Origin of the sequence: Pseudomonas nitroreducens NBRC 12694, from assembly GCF_002091755.1 — a bacterium.
GTDB lineage: Bacteria > Pseudomonadota > Gammaproteobacteria > Pseudomonadales > Pseudomonadaceae > Pseudomonas > Pseudomonas nitroreducens.
In genome coordinates, this window is the sequence record NZ_BDAI01000002.1 from 111,295 (window position 1) to 126,931 (window position 15,637).

The window sequence follows — 15,637 nt, forward strand, 5'->3', positions numbered from 1 at the left end:
CATGTACAAGAAGAGTTCCCTGATCGTCCTTGCCACGCTGACAGCCCTCGCCGTCACCGATGCGCGCGCTGCCGTCTCGGCCGACCAGGCTGCCCAACTGAAGAGCAGCCTGACGCCCATGGGCGCGGAGAAGGCCGGTAACGCCGCTGGCACCATTCCTGCCTGGAGCGGCGGCCTGACCTCGGCACCCGCCGGCTACAAGGGGCCGGGTGCGCACCATGTCGATCCGTTCGCTGGGGAGAAGCCGAAGTTCGTCATCACCAAGGCCAACCTTGACCAGTACAAGGCCAACCTGACCGCGGGGCAGATCGCACTGTTCAACGCCTATCCGGACAGTTACCAGATGCCGGTCTACGAGACCCACCGTACCGGTTCGGCGCCACAGTGGATCTACGACAACATCTACAAGAACGCCACCAGTGCCAAGCTGGTGGAGGGCGGCAACGGCTTCTCCGACGCCTACGGCGGCGTGCCGTTCCCGATCCCGAAAAGTGGCGTGGAAGCGGTGTGGAATCACATCGCCCGCTACCGCGGCACCTATATCGTGCGGCGTTCGTCCCAGGCCGGCGTGCAGCGTAACGGCGCTTACTCGCTGGTGACCTCCCAGGACGAGGCGCTGTTCCGTTTCTACGACCCCAAGGGCAGCTACGACAAGCTCGGCAATACACTGTTCTACTACATGACCTTCACCACCGCGCCGGCTCGCCTGGCCGGCAACGGCGCACTGGTCCAGGAGACCCTCGACCAGGTCAAGGAACCGCGCCAGGCCTGGGGTTACAACCCCGGCCAGCGCCGCGTGCGCCGCGCCCCGACGCTGGCCTACGACACTCCGATCGAAGACTCCGACGGTCTGCGCACCGCCGACGACACCGACATGTACAACGGCGCGCCGGACCGCTACGACTGGACCCTGGTGGGCAAGAAGGAAATCTACATTCCCTACAACAACTACCAGATCACCAGCCCGGAGGTTAAGTACAAGGACCTGCTCACCCCGGGCCACGTCAATCCCAAGTACACCCGTTACGAACTGCACCGCGTGTGGGTAGTGGACGGCAAGCTGAAGCCCGGCGCGCGGCACATCTACTCGCGCCGCACCCTCTACCTCGACGAGGACAGCTGGGGCGCCGCCGTGGTGGACCAGTACGATGGCCGCGGCGAGCTGTGGCGCGTGTCGCTGGCCTACCTGAAGAGCTTCTACGAGCAGCCGATGGTGTGGACCGCCCTGGACACCTTCCATGACCTCCAGGCGCACCGCTACAGTATCCAGTGGCTGGACAACGAGGAGCCTGGCACCGCCGACTTCAGCCAGCCGGCCCCGGACGACTCCAATTTCAGTCCCTCGGCGTTGCGCCGCAAGGCCTCTCGCTAAGCGAGCAAACGACAAAGGCCCCGCAAGGGGCCTTTGTTTTTCGGCTAGCGCGGAGATGCTCCGTGCTTGCCGGCAGCCCAGGCGCTTTGTGGCTCGCCAGCCGCTAGCAGATCCGCGGTAGTTGCTCTCCTGCGAGCCAGTCGACGATGCGGCGGCCACCGAAACGGGTTTGCATCTGTACGAAGCCGTGCCCGTCCTCGATGACGCTGCCGATTCGCGCCGCCTGTGCGCCCAGCGGATGGGCGCGCATCACTTGCAGCAGGGTGTCGGCGTCGCGCGCGTCGCAGATCGCCACCAGCTTGCCTTCGTTGGCGACGTACAAGGGATCGAGCCCGAGCAATTCGCAGGCGGCTTCCACCTGCGGCTGCACCGGGATGGCGGCTTCATCGAGCAGCATGCCCACGTCGGATTGCCCGGCGATCTCGTTGAGCGTCGTCGCCAGCCCGCCGCGCGTGGGGTCGCGCAATACGCGTATGCCTGGTACGGCTTCGAGCATGCACATCACCAGACCGTGCAGTGCTGCACTGTCGGACCGTATCTGTGTCTCGAACTCCAGGGATTCGCGTTGCGAGAGGATCGCTACGCCGTGCTCGCCGATGCAGCCGGACACGAGGATCACATCGCCGGGGCGCGCGCGGTTGCCGCTGGTATCGATGCCGGCGGCCACCACGCCGACTCCGGTGGTGCTGATGAACACGCCATCGCCCTTGCCACGCTCGACCACCTTGGTATCGCCTGTGACGATGGCGACGCCGGCTTCCTGCGCGGCGCGGCCCATGGAGTCGGCAATGCGCTTGAGGTCGGCGAGGGGGAAGCCTTCTTCGAGGATGAAGCTGGCCGACAGGTACAGGGGGCGAGCGCCGCTCATGGCGACATCGTTGACGGTGCCGTGTACCGACAGGCTGCCGATATCGCCACCGGGGAAGAACAGCGGCGAGATCACGTGGGCGTCGGTCGCCATCACCAGTCGCTCACCCATGCCCAGCACCGTAGCCAGTGTCGCCCCATCGTTGCCCTGGCGTAGCCAGGGATTGTCGAAGGCGCGCAGGAAGATTTCCTCGATCAGTTGCGCCGAGGCCCGGCCGCCGGAGCCGTGGGCCATCTCGATGCGGCCATCGCGCAGGTTCAGAGGGCGCACGTAGGCGCGTCTGACGGCAGTGGGGGAGGTCATACGCGGGTTACCTCGATGTCCTTATAGCGCCCGTAGGCGTAGTGCGCGGCGCAGGCGCCCTCGTTGGAAACCATGCAGGAGCCGACAGGGTTCTCCGGGGTGCAGACCGTGCCGAACAGTCGGCAGTCGACAGGCTGTTTCTGCCCGCGCAGGATCGGCCCGCAGTCGCAGGCCTTGTGGTCCGGTACGGACTGGTAGTGCAGGGCGAAGCGCGCTTCGGCGTCGTGCCGGGCGAAGGCCGGGCGGATGCGCCGGGCGCTGGCGGGCATCTCGCCCAGGCCGCGCCATTCGAAGCATTCGCGCAGTTCGAAGACCTCCTCCATCAACGCTTGCATCGGCCGGCTGCCTTCGTCGCTGACGGCCCGGATGAATTCGTTCTGCACCTCGGCGCGGCCTTCGTTGACCTGCTGCACGAGCATGAGTATGGACTGCAGCACGTCCAGCGGTTCGAAGCCGGCGATCACCACCGGCTTGCGGTAGCGCCGGGCGAACTCGCCATAGGCACCTGCGCCGATGACCACGCTGACGTGTGCCGGGCCGATGAAGCCGTCCAGCGCTACCGCCTGTTCGGCCGGTGCGTCGAGAATGTGGGCAATGGCGGGCGGGGTGAGGACGTGGCAGCAGAGCACGCTGAAATTGTCCACTGCGCGCCGCGCCGCTTCGCGAATCACCAGGGCGGTGGGTGGGGTGGTGGTCTCGAAGCCGACGGCGAAGAACACCACTTCGCGCTCAGGGTTGGCCTCGGCGATCTTCAGCGCGTCCTGGGGCGAGTAGATCATGCGGATGTCCGCGCCCCGGGCCTTGGCGCGCAGCAGCGAGAGTCCATCGGAGGCTGGCACGCGCATCGTGTCGCCGTAGCTGCAGAGGATCACCTGCCGCTCCATGGCCAGGCGGATGGCCAGATCGATTCGCCCGATCGGCAACACACAGACCGGGCAGCCGGGCCCGTGGATCAGGCGTACGTTGGTTGGCAGCAGGTCGCTCACGCCATAGCGGGAGATAGCATGGGTATGGCCGCCACAGAATTCCATGAAGCGGTATTCCCGTTCCGGCTGTGCGACTGTGCGGATGCGTTGGGCGATCTGCCGGGCGAGTTCGCCGTCGCGGTATTCATCGATGTATTTCATGGCTCCAGCCCCTGGGACTGGCCCAGCTCATTGAACATCTCCAGGGTGCGCTGCGCTTCTTCCGGGTCGATCAGCCCGAGGGCATAGCCCACGTGGACGATCACGTAGTCACCCAGCTGCGCGCCATTGACCAGCGCCAGGGAGATTTCCTTGCGGATGCCGCCGAGATCGACCAGCGCCTGGTCGTTATCGCGCAGTTCGACCACGCGGGCGGGAATGGCTAGACACATGGGGCAATATCCTCCAGCGGCAGCGCCGCCTCACAGGCCGGGGCGGCCCACTGCGCGGCGACCCAGGCCTGCCCCAGGGCCAGGCCGGCATCGCCGCAGGAAACGGTTTGCGTGCCGAATACACACCGCCCCTGAAGTGACAGAAGATCGCTCAATTGCGCGCTGAGCAGGCGATTGGCAAAACAGCCGCCGCCCAACAGCACCGAGAGTTCCGTGGGCTGCTGTGCCACCCAGTCGGCCAGGGCGGCGGCGAGGGTCAGGTGGAACAGGGCGGCGCCTTCATGGGCGCGACCCTGGTCGGCCAGCTCGAACAGTCGGGCCAGCAGCGGCAGGAGATCCAGGCGCCCGTCGTGGCGCACTTGCCAGAGTCCGGCGACGTCCGGGGCCGGATGCTGACTCAGATAGTCGGTTGCGCAGCGTTCGAGGGCGATCGCTGCTTCGGCTTCGAAGGCCTGGCGCACACTCAGCCCGAGAATACCGGCGGCGGCATCGAACCAGCGTCCGGCGCCGCTGCTGGTCGGGCAGTTGAGCTGACGTTCGAGCATCCGGGCCACGGTGGCGGCAGGCTGGGCGCCGACCAGTGGGGCCAGGCGCGGGCCGATCTCTTCGCTGCGTCTGAGCAGATGCAGCGCCGCAGCCACCAGCCGCCATGGCTCGCGAGCGGCGATATCGCCACCGGGGAGGGGCAGCGGCAGTAATGCTCCGAGGCGACGCCAGGCGCCGTGGTCGACCCACAGCAGCTCGCCGCCCCAGGCGTTGCCGTCAGTGCCCAGGCCCACGCCATCCAGTGCCAGTCCGAGGGCCGGCCCCTGCAGACCGTGTTCGGCCTGAAGGGCGGCGATGTGTGCATGATGATGCTGCACGCCCAGCGCCGGGACGCCCAGGCGAGCTGCTACATCGAACGCCAACCGGGTGCTGTGGAAGTCCGGGTGCAGGTCATGGGCGATGGCGCGCGGGCGGGTTTCGGCATGGCCGAGCAAGCGCTCCAGCGAGTCTTCCAGCGCCAGGCAGTTGTCCGGTTCACCGAGGTCACCGTGCACCGGGGACCAGATGACCTGATCGCCCTGCAGCAGACAGGCGCTGTTCTTCAGCCATGCGCCGCAGGCCAGAACCGGCGGCCAGGTCGCAGCGCCGGGCAGGCTCTGGATTCTCAGCTCAGTCATGGCGGGCCTTGAGCTGAGCGAGCTCCGCTTCCAGGGCGGCAATGCGCGCGGACCGGGCCTCGGCGCGCAGTGTCCGGTCGCCGAGCAGCCAGTCCAGCCAGGCCTGCATGCCGCTGCCATTCCGGGCGCTGAGCTGGATCACGCGCAAGCCGGGGTTGACCCGCTGGGCATACTCCAGGCAGCGCTGCACGTCGAAGTCCAGATGCGGCAGCAGGTCGGTCTTGGTCAACAGCATCAACCCCGCCGCCGCGAACATGTCGGGGTACTTCAGCGGTTTGTCCTCACCCTCGGTCACCGAAAGAATCGCCACCTTGGCCGCTTCACCCAGATCCCACAGGGCAGGGCAGACCAGGTTGCCGACGTTCTCGATGAACAGAATGCCGGCCGGGGCGTGGGGCTTGACCGGGCGCAGTGCGCCGGCGCCCAGCCCGGCGGCGGGCGCCTGCAACGGCATGGCATGGGCGTGTCCATGATGGGCGTGCACTGCGTCGTGCAGCGGCAGGCGCGCGTAGGCGTCGGCGACCATCCGCGCATCGAGATGGCAGCCCTTGCCGGTGTTGACCTGGATCGCCGCGACGCCGGTGGCGCGAATGCGCTCGGCATCATTGCTGGTCTGCTGGTCGCCTTCGATCACCGACAGCGGCAGGTGCGGGTGCTGTGCACGCAAGGCTTCGAGGGTGGCGCAGAGCAGGGTCGTCTTGCCCGAGCCGGGGCTGGACACCAGGTTCAGGGCGAGCACCTGGTGGCTTTCGAAGCCCTGGCGATTGCGTCTGGCATGGCGGTCGTTCTCGCCGAGGACATCCTGCTCGATCTGGATGGTGCGCGACTGGCTGACGCCGGGCAGGGACACCCCGGCGGTGCCCAGGCCGTAGTGCAGGTCGCCACCTGCATCCATCACATCGGTACTGGGTGCAGAGTCTGGTGCGGGATGCGAGTGACTGTCATGGGAGTGGCCGCTGGAGCAGCCGCAGACGACGCACATGGCGTTCCTCCTGTCGCGGGATCAGTGGTCCTCGACCTGCAGGTCGAGGATTCGCAATTGGGTGCCGGCATTGGGTTGCAGCCAGAAGCCGCCACACTGCGGGCAGGGAGCACCGCGCTGGACCAGCGGTACGTTGGTGGCGCAGTCCAGACACCAGGCCTGGCCGTCGGGCTGTTCGATCTCGATCTGTGCGCCTTCGAGCAGGCTGCCGGGAGCGATGGCCTCAAGGGCGAAGCGCAGTGACTCGACCTCGACTCCGGCCAATTTGCCGGCCTCCAGGCGCAGGCGGCTGACGCGCCGGAACGGGTCCTTGCGCGCGGCGTCGTCAACGGCGGCGAGAATGCCCCCGGCCAGACTGACCTCATGCATCGTGCAACGCTCCTGCGGTATTGACTGGGGTGAGCACGGGACTTTCCAGTCGGTAGGGAAGGCAAGGATCGAATACCGCCAGCAACAGTTCCGCCTGGCGTGCTGCCATGGCATCGTCGGGCAGGGTCTCAAGCGCCCGCGCCAGCGTTCCACGAGGATGCAGGTTCCACTCGGTAGGTGCCAGTATCCGGTAGTCACAGATTTTCCAGCCGCCGGGGGCGGGTTCGAGGCGTACCCGGTGCAGCAGCAGGCCACGGGCGGTTTCGCTCCAGGCCAGCGCCTGACTTTCGCCCAGAGCCAGTGCGCCCATCTCCAGCGGTGCGGCAGGCGCCTGACTCAGTTCGACGAGGTCGGCCAGGCGTGCGCCCAGGCGCAGCCAGGCGGTGTCGTAGCGCTCCGGGCGGGTTTCCCGTCCGCGCGTCCAGGCGCCGGTCTCGCGTGGTTCGCCGCACAGTTCGGGACGGCGCAGGAAATCCTCTTCACCGCCCAGGCTTCGGCCGATTTCCAGCAGGCTGGCCGGGGTGGTCGGCAGTGCCTGGGCCGATAGCACAAGCGCCTCAGCACGCCGACGGCAGTCGTGCAGCAGGCGGGCCAGAGGATGATGGCTATGGAGGCTCCACTCCAGCAGAGCCTTGCGTGGGTCGGTGTGCCAACGTTGCAGCCAGTCCTGGGCTGAGCCATCGAACCAGCTGTCGAGGTTCTGAGCCGGCCGGGGCGAGAGCAGCTTCACGCCGGATTGCGGGCCTGCCAGAAGACGCGGCCAATCCAGCAGGATATGCCGCAGGTGTTCGCGGATGTTTTCCTCGCGAAGGCGCTGTCGAGCCTGATCATCAGGCTCGCCGCTGCCCTGTATCGCGGCTTGCAGCGCCAGTTCGGCAGTCAGCCGATGGGCCTGGCCGCAGAGGCTGTAGATCAGCGGAAGATGACGCACTGCCGCTTCCGCCGGCTGCCCGCGCAGCAAGCGTCCGGCCAGTGGCGGGCGACCACCGAGCAGTGCCGGCTGCTGCGCCGGGCGCACGCGTAGCGAACCGGCCAGACGCGAAAGGCCTTCGCCAACACTCATTGACGGGCTCCTGCCAGGCGGAAGAACAAGCCACGGCGGCTCGGGTTGGCCGGCTGTTCAACGGGCGGACGGCGTAGAGCGGCCAATATCTGGTGAGCCATATCCCGAGCGCTTTGTGGGTCGCGGAACTCGAACATGGGCGAGAACAGCGAGCAGCTCCGGTAATGGCCGATTCGTTCATCGACGCTGCCGATGAAGCTCAAGCGTTCGCCACCCAGTGCATACTCGCAGGTGATGCCTTCGGCGGGTGAGTTCCGGGTGTCGTCGGGTAACCAGACCAGGTTCATGCACCAGGGCGTGATGAGGATGCCGAGCAATCCACTGTTGGATTCCGGGCCCAGGCGCTGAGGGGCAAAATCGATTGCCTCGACTCCCAGTGCCGGGTTGAGTAACGGCAGGCCGCGCATGCGCGTGTCGGCAATCTCGCGAAAGCGCTGCGCCAGGGCTTCGGCGCGGGCGAGCGGGTCAGTCATCAATCACCATGAACTGCTCGGCCTCGCCATCGCAATTGGGGCAGCGCCAGTGTGCGGGCAACTGCGCGAACGGCGTCCCCGGCGCGATCTGCCATACCGGATCGCCCTGGGACGGATCGTAGACCCACCAGCAGATCTTGCATTCCAGGCGTGCATCGTCCGGTAGCCGATTGCGGTCGCCCAGGTAGCTGCCTTCGAAACCTGCACGCTCGCTCATTGGTCGGCCCCGGCAAGCTCACTTTCGAACCATTGGATGACGTCTTCGAAACGTTCCAGCGAGTCGGCGATGTCTTCTGGCGCGGCGAGTACCACTTCGGGCAGGTCGGTGACTTCGATGGTGTCGAGGATCAGCGCGTCCTGGGAGTTGAAGTAACGCACCCGCCAGCAGTTGGGCGCGCGGGTGTTGCTGATGCGGCAGTTGCCGTAGCCGCGCGCCAGGATCAGCACGGTGCCTTCACCCAGGCGCTGGTCGAGAAAGGGCACATCCTGTTCGGAGAGCGGTAGCAGGCTGAGGTTGATGACATGAGCCGCGCTCCCGGGGCGCCAGTTGAGGGTGCGATCCTGCAGTTCGGTGAGGAGCGCCGGGGCGTTCATCACGCCTCCCGGCAGCGGTAGCACTGGTACGAACACCTCGGTCGAGACGTCGAGCTTCGTGGTGCGTCGCAGCAATGCCGGGGCCGCGTCCACGTCGATGTAATCATGCCCGGCACCGAACACACGCCAGACACCGGCGAAAATCGATTCCTGGATGCGTACACCGTCGGCGCCGCCGATTCGCGCGCTGACTTCGCCTTCGCCGAGCAGTTGGTCGAGCAGGACTCGATCAGCCTCGCTATAGGTATGCAGGTCGAGGCTCGGCGGCGCATCGCCGGCGCGCCGGCTGCGCAGCATGTGGAGGATTTCGCCCAACGCCTGGCGTGCGCCCGGCGTGGCGTCCAGCGCCTCAGGCTCGGGAAGCCTTGGCGAAGCGTGGGTGTACATGCCCTGCGGCATGCTGATGTATTCCAGCGTGGCGTCGTCCTCGGGTTGTGAGCCGGGGCCGATGTCCATCAGTGGGATGTACTGGAGCGGGTCCATGGGACGGGCGCCGTTCACTGGCAGCCTCCTGGCACGGGTTGTACGGCTTCGCTGCGCAACGGGATCAGCGCGTTACCCTGCTGCAGGGCGTCCTCGGCCAGGCGCAGGTAGGCATCCCAGTCGCGCATGCCGTCGATCTGGGTGACGTAGCCACCATCGCGGAGCCAGATGATGCTCGGCCAGCGGCGCAGGGCGAAACGCTCGGCCAGGGCTGCTTCGTCCGCGCGGCGCCCAACGCCCAGGCGCGGGTGGCAATCGTGGCGGGCAGCGAGCGTCCTGCACAGCTCGGGCAGTATCACCGCCACGTCGAGGCCTTCGGGATGGCGCACCGGGTCGCCGCAGAGGAGCAGCAAGGCTTCGCCGGACTGGGCGAGCCAGGCATCGAGGTTATCCAGGCCCACCCAACTGGCGGCGAATTGCTCGACCAGGCGGGTGATCAGCGGCGGTACGTCGGGGGTGGCAGGCAGGGGCGCCAGGAAGGCGGCGGACTCGCTCATAGGGGCTCCTTGGAAAGTGGTTGGCCTAGCAGGCTGGCGAGGTGCTCGGCGCTCATGGCCGAGGGCAGGGCGAAGGCGGGCTGGCTATCGGCGGGTTCGCCGTGCAGCGCGGCGTCGAGCAGGGTGAGGGTGGCGTGGATTTCCGCTGCGCGTTCAGGCGCCAAGCGCTCGCGAGCCGCATCGATGAATACCAGCAGCCAATCGCCGATGGCGCACTCGTCCACCAGAACGGTGTCGATCCAGCGTTGCTGGCCCTGGCGGTCGCTGCACAGCGCTGCGCCGGGGCGGACGGCGAGGACGTTCATGGGAAGGCCGATGCACATGTCAGCTGCGCCGCCCGAGGATGCGTTCGTCGCCGACGCGGCAGGCATCCTGCTCGCTGGGGCGCTCGCTTTCGTAGCGCTGCAGGTCCAGGTTCAGCATCGTCACGGCTTCCTCTTCAGGCAGCGGCGCGGTCCGTGTACGCGGCGCGCCTCCCCAGTCCTCGAGTACCTGCCGGGCGGCGTCGATGGCCAACTCCAGTGCGGCCTTTACGGGTGGGCGCAGGCTGCCGCCGTAGTCGTCCATGCGCTCGGGCTGGCAACCCATCAACAGAACCCGCTGAGGGTAGTGGCCGGTGAGCTGGGCCAGCATCAGCACTTCCTGGAAGCCCGTCTGGTGCAGGCTGAGCTTCTTCACGCCGAGAAAGCGCGGCACCTCGTCATCCGCGACGAACTTGAGGGTGCCGGGCGCCATGTTGTAATCCACCGCGTCGAAGATCAGCAGGTAGTCGGCCTGCTGCACATGCTGGATCAGGTACAAGCCCTGGGTGCCGCCATCGATCAGGGTAACGTTGCCGGCGAACTCGTAACGTTGCTGCAGTGCCTCGACGCAGCGCACGCCAAAACCTTCGTCGGCCCAAAGCAGGTTGCCGATGCCGAGCACGGTGATGCGCGGCGAGGGGGAGGTCGGGTTCATTTCTTCAGGCTCTTGTAGCCGGTGATGATGCTGCCGATCAGGTTCAGGCGGCCGTAGATTTCCTCACGCACGGCGGCATACACATGCGCCATGATGAAGATGACCATCAGCCACAGGCCCAGGTGGTGGAGGGTACGCACATTGTTCGACCCTCCCAGCAGCGGCATTACCCAGCCGAACAGGCGCTCCTGCCAGGAGCCCATCTGCGCGCCCTCGCCATACAGGGCGAAACCACTCACCAGCATGAACAGCGAGGTGAGCAGGAAGACGAACACCATGGCGAATCGGGACAGCGGGTTGTGGCCGAACATCGGTTTCGGTACCGGTCCCATCGCCAGGTAATAGCGCAGCCAGACACCGAAGCTGAGCCAGTAGGCCTTGCTGGTGAGGGGAACCCAGAACAGCTCGCGGGCATGCTGATTGCCGACCAGAGCCCAGTAGGCGCGGCCGACGATGCCAATGGCGAACAAGTAGGCCGCGGCGAAATGGGCGAAGCGGATATAGCCCATCAGGAAGTCGGCACTGGCTTCGCCCGGTTGGGTGGGTAGCGGCGAACCGATGAAATAACCACTCACCGCCAGCACCAGGATGCAACTGGCGTTGATCCAGTGCCATAGGCGCACGGGTGCCTCGTAGACGTATTCGCTGTGATGCTCGGACATGTCGTCACCTCAAGTGCGCCGGGAGCGCGGTGGCGCCCGGCGTCTGGCTGCTGGGTGGCTCAACGCACGGTGACCGTGCTCAACTCGACGCCTTCCTCACTCATCACGTGGGTCGCGCAGGCCATGCAGGGGTCGAAGGAGTGCAGCGTGCGAAGGATTTCCACCGGCTGATCGGCCACCGCGACCGGGGTGTTCATCAGTGCGGCCTCGAAGGCGCCGATCTGACCTTTGCCGTCGCGCGGGCTGCTGTTCCAGGTGCTGGGCACCACGCACTGGTAGTTCTCGATGCGCCCATTCCTGATGCGTATCCAGTGGCCGAGCGCGCCGCGCGGCGCGGCAACGCTGCCCACGCCCTTGGCTTCGGCGGGCCAGGTCTTGGGGTCCCACTTTTCGACGTTGGCGGTGGCGCGGTCGCCGTTGCGGATGTTCGCCATCAGCTCGTTCCAGTCGTCGACCATCATCTCCGCGCAGTATTCCGCTTCCAGCGCGCGGGCAAGGGTGCGGCCGATGGTGCTCGGCAGCAGTTGCTTGACGCTGTAGTCGGTTTCGCCCAGGCCAAGGGCGCGGGGCAGGTCATGGTTGACCGCCTGCAGCGAGCCTTCCAACTGCTCCTTGACCCGTTGGCAGTGCGGGTTGCCCTTGAGTGCGTGGGCATAGCCGAGGATATAGCGGGCCAGCGGACCGACCTCCATGGCATGGCCGCGCCAGCGCGGCGACTTGACCCAGGAGTATTTGGCGCTTTCGTCGATCTCCTCGATCGCGGTGCGGGAACCCTTGGTGGCGGCGCCCAGCTCGTAATGCGGCTCGGTGATGCCATCCCAGGGGTGCAGGCCCTTGTCGTTGTCCGGGTACTGGTACCAGGAGTGGTTGACGAACTCCTGTACCTGCTCCGGGTCGCGCAGATCCACCGGCAGGATCTCGTCCCAGTTGCCATTGAGGATGGCGCCGCCGGGCAATTGGTTGGTGCTGTCGTCGTAATTGACCTTGGCATAGGTGCCGTAGTCCATCACGTTGCTCGCCGCCAGGCCGCCGCCATGCAGCCAACCCTGCTGTTTGTACAGAGTGCCGATTGCCAGAACGTCGGGCACATAGACGTTGCGCACGAACTCAAGCGCTTCGTCGATGCGGGCGCGCACGAAGTTCAGCCGCTCCATGTTCAACGGAGCGCCGGCGGCGAGGTCGCCATCGATGTTGATGGCGCAGGGCACGCCGCCCACCAGATAGTTGGGGTGGGGGTTCTTGCCGCCGAAGATGGTGTGGATCTTTACCCACTCCTTCTGCAGGTCCAGTGCTTCCAGATAATGGGTGACTGCCATCAGGTTAGCTTCCGGCGGCAGCTTGTACGCCGGATTACCCCAGTAGCCGTTCATGAATGGGCCAAGCTGGCCGCTTTCGACGAATTTCTTCAGGCGGTTCTGCACGTCGCGGAAGTAGCCCGCAGAAGACTTCGGATTCGCCGGTGAAACCAGTTGCTGCAGCTCCGAGGTTGCCTTGGGATCGGCCTTGAGCGCCGAGACCACGTCGACCCAGTCCAGCGCGTGCAGGTGGTAGAAGTGCACGACGTGATCGTGCACCTGCAGGGTCTTGGCCATCATTTCGCGGATCAGGTGGGCGTTGGGCGGGATGTGGATACCCAGCGCGTCCTCCACCGCGCGTACCGACGCCAGGGCGTGACAGCCGGTGCACACACCGCAGATGCGTTCGACGAAGGCCCAGGCATCCCGCGGGTCGCGCCCCTTGAGGATGACTTCGAGGCCGCGCCACATGGTGCCGGTGGATACGGCATTGCGGATCACGTTGTTGGCATCGAGATTGACCTCGACACGCAGATGGCCCTCGATGCGGGTCACGGGGTCGACGACGATGCGCCGGCCGCTGTTGTCCAGATCGAAACCCTGGGTGGAATAATTGCTCATGGATCAGGCTTCCTGTACTGCGTTCAGGCGTCGTGCGTGGAGGTATGGGCCTTGCCGTTGCTGGCGCGCTTGATGGCGGAGACCGCGGCGTGGGCGGCGATTGCCGCACCGACCGTGCCGGCAGCGGCCAGGCCGATCTGGTCGGCGTTGGCCTCCACGCCGAAGGCGTTGATGTCGGTCAGGTGCTGGTAGAACGAGCCTTTGTCCCAGAACCCCTCTTCCGAGCAGCCGATGCAGCCGTGCCCGGACTGGATCGGGAAGCTGGTGCCGCCGTTCCAGCGCACGGTGGAGCAGGCGTTGTAGGTGGTCGGGCCTTTGCAGCCGACCTTGTACAGGCAGTAGCCCTTGCGCGCGGAGTCATCGTCCCAGGCCTCGACGAACTGGCCTGCGTCGAAATTCGGTCGGCGATAGCATTTGTCGTGAATGCGCTGGCTATAGAACATCTTCGGCCGCCCCTGGCGATCCAGCTCCGGAATGCGGTCGAAGGTCAGCATGTAGGTGATTACCCCGGTCATCACCTCGGCGATGGGCGGACAGCCGGGCACCTTGATGATGGGCTTGTCGGTGATCACCTTGTGGATCGGCACCGCCTGGGTCGGGTTTGGCTTGGCGGCCTGCACGCAGCCCCAGCTGGCGCAGGAACCCCAGGAGATGATTGCCTTGGCGTCGCGGGAGACGCGCTTGAGCTGCTCGACGAAGGGCTTGCCGCCAATGATGCAGCTCATGCCGTCCTGGTTCAGCGGCGGGTTGCCTTCGACGGCGAGGATGTAGTTGCCCTTGTACTTGGTCATCACCTCATCGAGGATCGCCTCGGCCTGGTGCCCGGCGGAGGCCATCAGGGTGTCGTCGTAGTCGAGGGAGATCATCGACAGCACGACGTCCTTGGCCAGCGGGTGCGCAGAACGGATGAAGGACTCGGAGCAGCAGGTGCACTCCAGGCCGTGCAGCCAGAGCACCGGCGTTCGCGGTTTGTTCTCCATGGCCCAGGCGATCTGCGGCATGAAGGCCGGGCCCAGGCCCAGCGACGTGGCGGTCAGCGAGCAGAATTTGATGAAGCTGCGCCGCGAGATGCCCTGCCTGCGCATTACTTCATAGAAGGTTTCGGTCACTTGTTTTCTCCTCGGCCAGGCTTTTCTTGCTCTCTGGAATGGCTTGCGCCGGCGTTTCTGACACGGCGTAAGGGACCGTCACGGCGGACCGGCAGGCCGGCGTGACGGTGGGATCGGGGGAGGAAGGGGCAGCCGGCGCGTGATCATGGCGAAAGGCTGCAGGGTGCGATGGGGACGTGCGTTGAAATGGCATACCCGGCCACTTCAAAACCTGTGCCATTTGGTCGCATGACGGGATACGACTTTTTTCCAGGCCGAAAAGGCCGGTACGGCAGGGTTTCGCACCGTCAGGTAGTGGTCTTCCAGAATCGCTGAGGGCCCTGTCTGGAAAGTTGATTACCGCTTTGGGGTCTGAACTGGAAACACTGTGATCAGTTGTTCAGGCCGATGCCAGGTCCAGCCGGTCATAGCCCTTGTAGCGATAGAACGCCCAGGACAGCAGCCAGGTAGCGACGAACAGGCCGATGATCAGGTAGCCGAGCAAGCCGAACTGCTCGTTGACTTCGGCAATGAAGTCCCAGGCGGCGCCTTCCAGTCCCAGTTGCCCGGCCAGCAGGTTGAGGGCTTCCATGCCACCCACCAGCAGCGCCACCAATATGGAAGCGGAGGTGATGGTGAGGTTGTAGTAGAGCTTGCGCGCAGGGCGCACCTGGGCCCAGCGATAGGCGCCGGTCATCAGCACGCTGTCGACGCTGTCGACCAGGGCCATGCCGGCGGTGAACAGCGCAGGAAACACCAGAATCGAGACCATCGGCAGGTTCTGCGATGCCTGGCTCGCGGCAATGCCGAGTAGGCCGATTTCCGTGGCGGTATCGAAGCCCAGGCCGAACAGGAAGCCCAGCGGGTAGAGATGCCAGCTTCGGCGAATGAGGCGGAACAGCGGGCGCGCCAGGCGTGCGATTGGGCCGCTGCCGGTGAGCATGCCCTGCAGTTCAGCTTCGCCGAGCCGCTCACCTTGGCGGACGCGGCGGAAGGCGCGATAGACCGAACGCAGGATCACCAGGTTGATCAGCGCTACCAGCAGCAGGAAAGCCGCCGACACCGAGGTCCCGATCAGTGCGCCGATACCGTGGAAGGCTTCCAGTTCGTCCTGCAGGCTGGCAGCGCTGAGGGCGATCAGTACCGAGGCGAGGATCACCACGCTGCTGTGGCCGAGGGAAAAATACAAGCCGACGCTGGCGGTGCTCTGGCCCTCCTGGATCAGTTTGCGCGTGGCGTTGTCGATGGCGGCGATGTGGTCTGCATCCACTGCATGGCGCAGGCCGAAACTGTAGGCGAGCACAGCGGTGCCCAGCAGCATCGGATAGTCGCTGAAGGCGACCAATGCCCAGGCCCAGGCTAGAAGATTGATGCTGAACAGGCCGATGAACAGCGTGATGGTGGAGCGGGGCGAGGCCGGGTGAGGCATGGGGTCTCCAGCTGTCTTGTATGAAGAATCAAAAAATCGTCATACAAGCGCTGTGCCAATC

General features: G+C 65.8%; 18 protein-coding genes. 1 reads left to right on the plus strand and 17 read right to left on the minus strand.

Annotated elements, in window-relative coordinates:
- Position 1: 1 nt before the first annotated feature.
- Positions 2-1,372, plus strand: a complete 1,371-nt coding sequence (locus tag PNI01S_RS06380; RefSeq protein ID WP_024762416.1) for a DUF1329 domain-containing protein — start codon at positions 2-4, stop codon at positions 1,370-1,372.
- A 103-nt stretch (positions 1,373-1,475) separates the two neighbouring features.
- Here the strand turns inward: PNI01S_RS06380 and hypE are convergent, their stop codons facing one another.
- The 17 genes from hypE to PNI01S_RS06465 all read right to left on the minus strand — a co-directional run bounded on the left by hypE (position 1,476) and on the right by PNI01S_RS06465 (position 15,576).
- Complete coding sequence (hypE, locus tag PNI01S_RS06385; RefSeq protein WP_275936777.1) at positions 1,476-2,510, minus strand: hydrogenase expression/formation protein HypE; 1,035 nt, start codon at positions 2,508-2,510, stop codon at positions 1,476-1,478.
- Positions 2,511-2,539: 29 nt separating this feature from the next.
- Positions 2,540-3,670, minus strand: a complete 1,131-nt coding sequence (gene hypD / locus PNI01S_RS06390; RefSeq protein ID WP_024762415.1) for a hydrogenase formation protein HypD — start codon at positions 3,668-3,670, stop codon at positions 2,540-2,542.
- Positions 3,667-3,900: a HypC/HybG/HupF family hydrogenase formation chaperone gene (locus PNI01S_RS06395; protein ID WP_024762414.1), complete on the minus strand. Its 234-nt coding sequence runs from the start codon at positions 3,898-3,900 to the stop codon at positions 3,667-3,669. The genes hypD and PNI01S_RS06395 overlap by 4 nt, the downstream gene beginning before the upstream one ends.
- Complete coding sequence (locus PNI01S_RS06400) at positions 3,891-5,063, minus strand: Kae1-like domain-containing protein (protein ID WP_051445544.1); 1,173 nt, start codon at positions 5,061-5,063, stop codon at positions 3,891-3,893. Before PNI01S_RS06400 ends, PNI01S_RS06395 begins: the two co-directional genes overlap by 10 nt.
- Positions 5,056-6,045: a hydrogenase nickel incorporation protein HypB gene (gene hypB / locus PNI01S_RS06405; protein ID WP_024762412.1), complete on the minus strand. Its 990-nt coding sequence runs from the start codon at positions 6,043-6,045 to the stop codon at positions 5,056-5,058. Before hypB ends, PNI01S_RS06400 begins: the two co-directional genes overlap by 8 nt.
- 21 nt (positions 6,046-6,066) lie before the next feature.
- Complete coding sequence (locus PNI01S_RS06410) at positions 6,067-6,414, minus strand: hydrogenase maturation nickel metallochaperone HypA/HybF (protein ID WP_024762411.1); 348 nt, start codon at positions 6,412-6,414, stop codon at positions 6,067-6,069.
- A complete protein-coding gene (locus PNI01S_RS06415; protein WP_024762410.1) occupies positions 6,407-7,477 on the minus strand; it encodes a hypothetical protein in 1,071 nt (356 codons plus the stop codon). The genes PNI01S_RS06410 and PNI01S_RS06415 overlap by 8 nt, the downstream gene beginning before the upstream one ends.
- Positions 7,474-7,950, minus strand: a complete 477-nt coding sequence (gene hybE / locus PNI01S_RS06420; protein ID WP_037006499.1) for a [NiFe]-hydrogenase assembly chaperone HybE — start codon at positions 7,948-7,950, stop codon at positions 7,474-7,476. The genes PNI01S_RS06415 and hybE overlap by 4 nt, the downstream gene beginning before the upstream one ends.
- Entirely contained in the window at positions 7,943-8,167 is a 225-nt protein-coding gene (locus PNI01S_RS06425; RefSeq protein ID WP_024762408.1) for a rubredoxin, read from the minus strand. Before PNI01S_RS06425 ends, hybE begins: the two co-directional genes overlap by 8 nt.
- Positions 8,164-9,045 (minus strand): hydrogenase expression/formation protein, encoded by an 882-nt coding sequence (locus PNI01S_RS06430; RefSeq protein WP_226046439.1) that lies wholly within the window; start codon positions 9,043-9,045, stop codon positions 8,164-8,166. The genes PNI01S_RS06425 and PNI01S_RS06430 overlap by 4 nt, the downstream gene beginning before the upstream one ends.
- A complete protein-coding gene (locus PNI01S_RS06435) occupies positions 9,042-9,524 on the minus strand; it encodes a thioredoxin domain-containing protein (protein WP_024762406.1) in 483 nt (160 codons plus the stop codon). The genes PNI01S_RS06430 and PNI01S_RS06435 overlap by 4 nt, the downstream gene beginning before the upstream one ends.
- The gene (locus PNI01S_RS06440) at positions 9,521-9,895 is read right to left on the minus strand and encodes a HypC/HybG/HupF family hydrogenase formation chaperone (protein WP_414602902.1); all 375 of its coding nucleotides are present in this window, start codon (positions 9,893-9,895) and stop codon (positions 9,521-9,523) included. The genes PNI01S_RS06435 and PNI01S_RS06440 overlap by 4 nt, the downstream gene beginning before the upstream one ends.
- A complete protein-coding gene (locus PNI01S_RS06445; RefSeq protein ID WP_084357650.1) occupies positions 9,849-10,481 on the minus strand; it encodes a HyaD/HybD family hydrogenase maturation endopeptidase in 633 nt (210 codons plus the stop codon). Before PNI01S_RS06445 ends, PNI01S_RS06440 begins: the two co-directional genes overlap by 47 nt.
- Entirely contained in the window at positions 10,478-11,143 is a 666-nt protein-coding gene (cybH, locus tag PNI01S_RS06450) for a Ni/Fe-hydrogenase, b-type cytochrome subunit (protein WP_038803164.1), read from the minus strand. Before cybH ends, PNI01S_RS06445 begins: the two co-directional genes overlap by 4 nt.
- A 59-nt stretch (positions 11,144-11,202) precedes the next feature.
- Positions 11,203-13,059 carry a nickel-dependent hydrogenase large subunit gene (locus tag PNI01S_RS06455; RefSeq protein ID WP_084357651.1) on the minus strand — a complete coding sequence of 619 codons (1,857 nt, stop codon included), beginning with the start codon at positions 13,057-13,059 and terminating at the stop codon, positions 11,203-11,205.
- Between the two features lie 23 nt (positions 13,060-13,082).
- The gene (locus tag PNI01S_RS06460) at positions 13,083-14,168 is read right to left on the minus strand and encodes a hydrogenase small subunit (RefSeq protein ID WP_024762403.1); all 1,086 of its coding nucleotides are present in this window, start codon (positions 14,166-14,168) and stop codon (positions 13,083-13,085) included.
- A 379-nt stretch (positions 14,169-14,547) separates the two neighbouring features.
- Entirely contained in the window at positions 14,548-15,576 is a 1,029-nt protein-coding gene (locus PNI01S_RS06465; protein ID WP_084357652.1) for a HoxN/HupN/NixA family nickel/cobalt transporter, read from the minus strand.
- Positions 15,577-15,637 lie beyond the last annotated feature (61 nt).

Excerpts from the sequence above, each read along its gene's own strand:
- PNI01S_RS06445 (WP_084357650.1), bottom strand. The coding sequence starts at position 10,481 with ATGAACCCGACCTCCCCCTCGCCGCGCATCACCGTGCTCGGCATCGGC.
- PNI01S_RS06400 (WP_051445544.1), bottom strand. The coding sequence starts at position 5,063 with ATGACTGAGCTGAGAATCCAGAGCCTGCCCGGCGCTGCGACCTGGCCG.
- PNI01S_RS06440 (WP_414602902.1), bottom strand. The coding sequence starts at position 9,895 with ATGCCTGCCGCGTCGGCGACGAACGCATCCTCGGGCGGCGCAGCTGAC.
- PNI01S_RS06455 (WP_084357651.1), bottom strand. The coding sequence starts at position 13,059 with ATGAGCAATTATTCCACCCAGGGTTTCGATCTGGACAACAGCGGCCGG.
- hypB (WP_024762412.1), bottom strand. The coding sequence starts at position 6,045 with ATGTGCGTCGTCTGCGGCTGCTCCAGCGGCCACTCCCATGACAGTCAC.
- PNI01S_RS06435 (WP_024762406.1), bottom strand. The coding sequence starts at position 9,524 with ATGAGCGAGTCCGCCGCCTTCCTGGCGCCCCTGCCTGCCACCCCCGAC.
- PNI01S_RS06410 (WP_024762411.1), bottom strand. The coding sequence starts at position 6,414 with ATGCATGAGGTCAGTCTGGCCGGGGGCATTCTCGCCGCCGTTGACGAC.
- hybE (WP_037006499.1), bottom strand. The coding sequence starts at position 7,950 with ATGACTGACCCGCTCGCCCGCGCCGAAGCCCTGGCGCAGCGCTTTCGC.
- hypD (WP_024762415.1), bottom strand. The coding sequence starts at position 3,670 with ATGAAATACATCGATGAATACCGCGACGGCGAACTCGCCCGGCAGATC.
- PNI01S_RS06425 (WP_024762408.1), bottom strand. The coding sequence starts at position 8,167 with ATGAGCGAGCGTGCAGGTTTCGAAGGCAGCTACCTGGGCGACCGCAAT.
- PNI01S_RS06380 (WP_024762416.1), top strand. The coding sequence starts at position 2 with ATGTACAAGAAGAGTTCCCTGATCGTCCTTGCCACGCTGACAGCCCTC.
- PNI01S_RS06415 (WP_024762410.1), bottom strand. The coding sequence starts at position 7,477 with ATGAGTGTTGGCGAAGGCCTTTCGCGTCTGGCCGGTTCGCTACGCGTG.
- PNI01S_RS06395 (WP_024762414.1), bottom strand. The coding sequence starts at position 3,900 with ATGTGTCTAGCCATTCCCGCCCGCGTGGTCGAACTGCGCGATAACGAC.
- PNI01S_RS06465 (WP_084357652.1), bottom strand. The coding sequence starts at position 15,576 with ATGCCTCACCCGGCCTCGCCCCGCTCCACCATCACGCTGTTCATCGGC.
- cybH (WP_038803164.1), bottom strand. The coding sequence starts at position 11,143 with ATGTCCGAGCATCACAGCGAATACGTCTACGAGGCACCCGTGCGCCTA.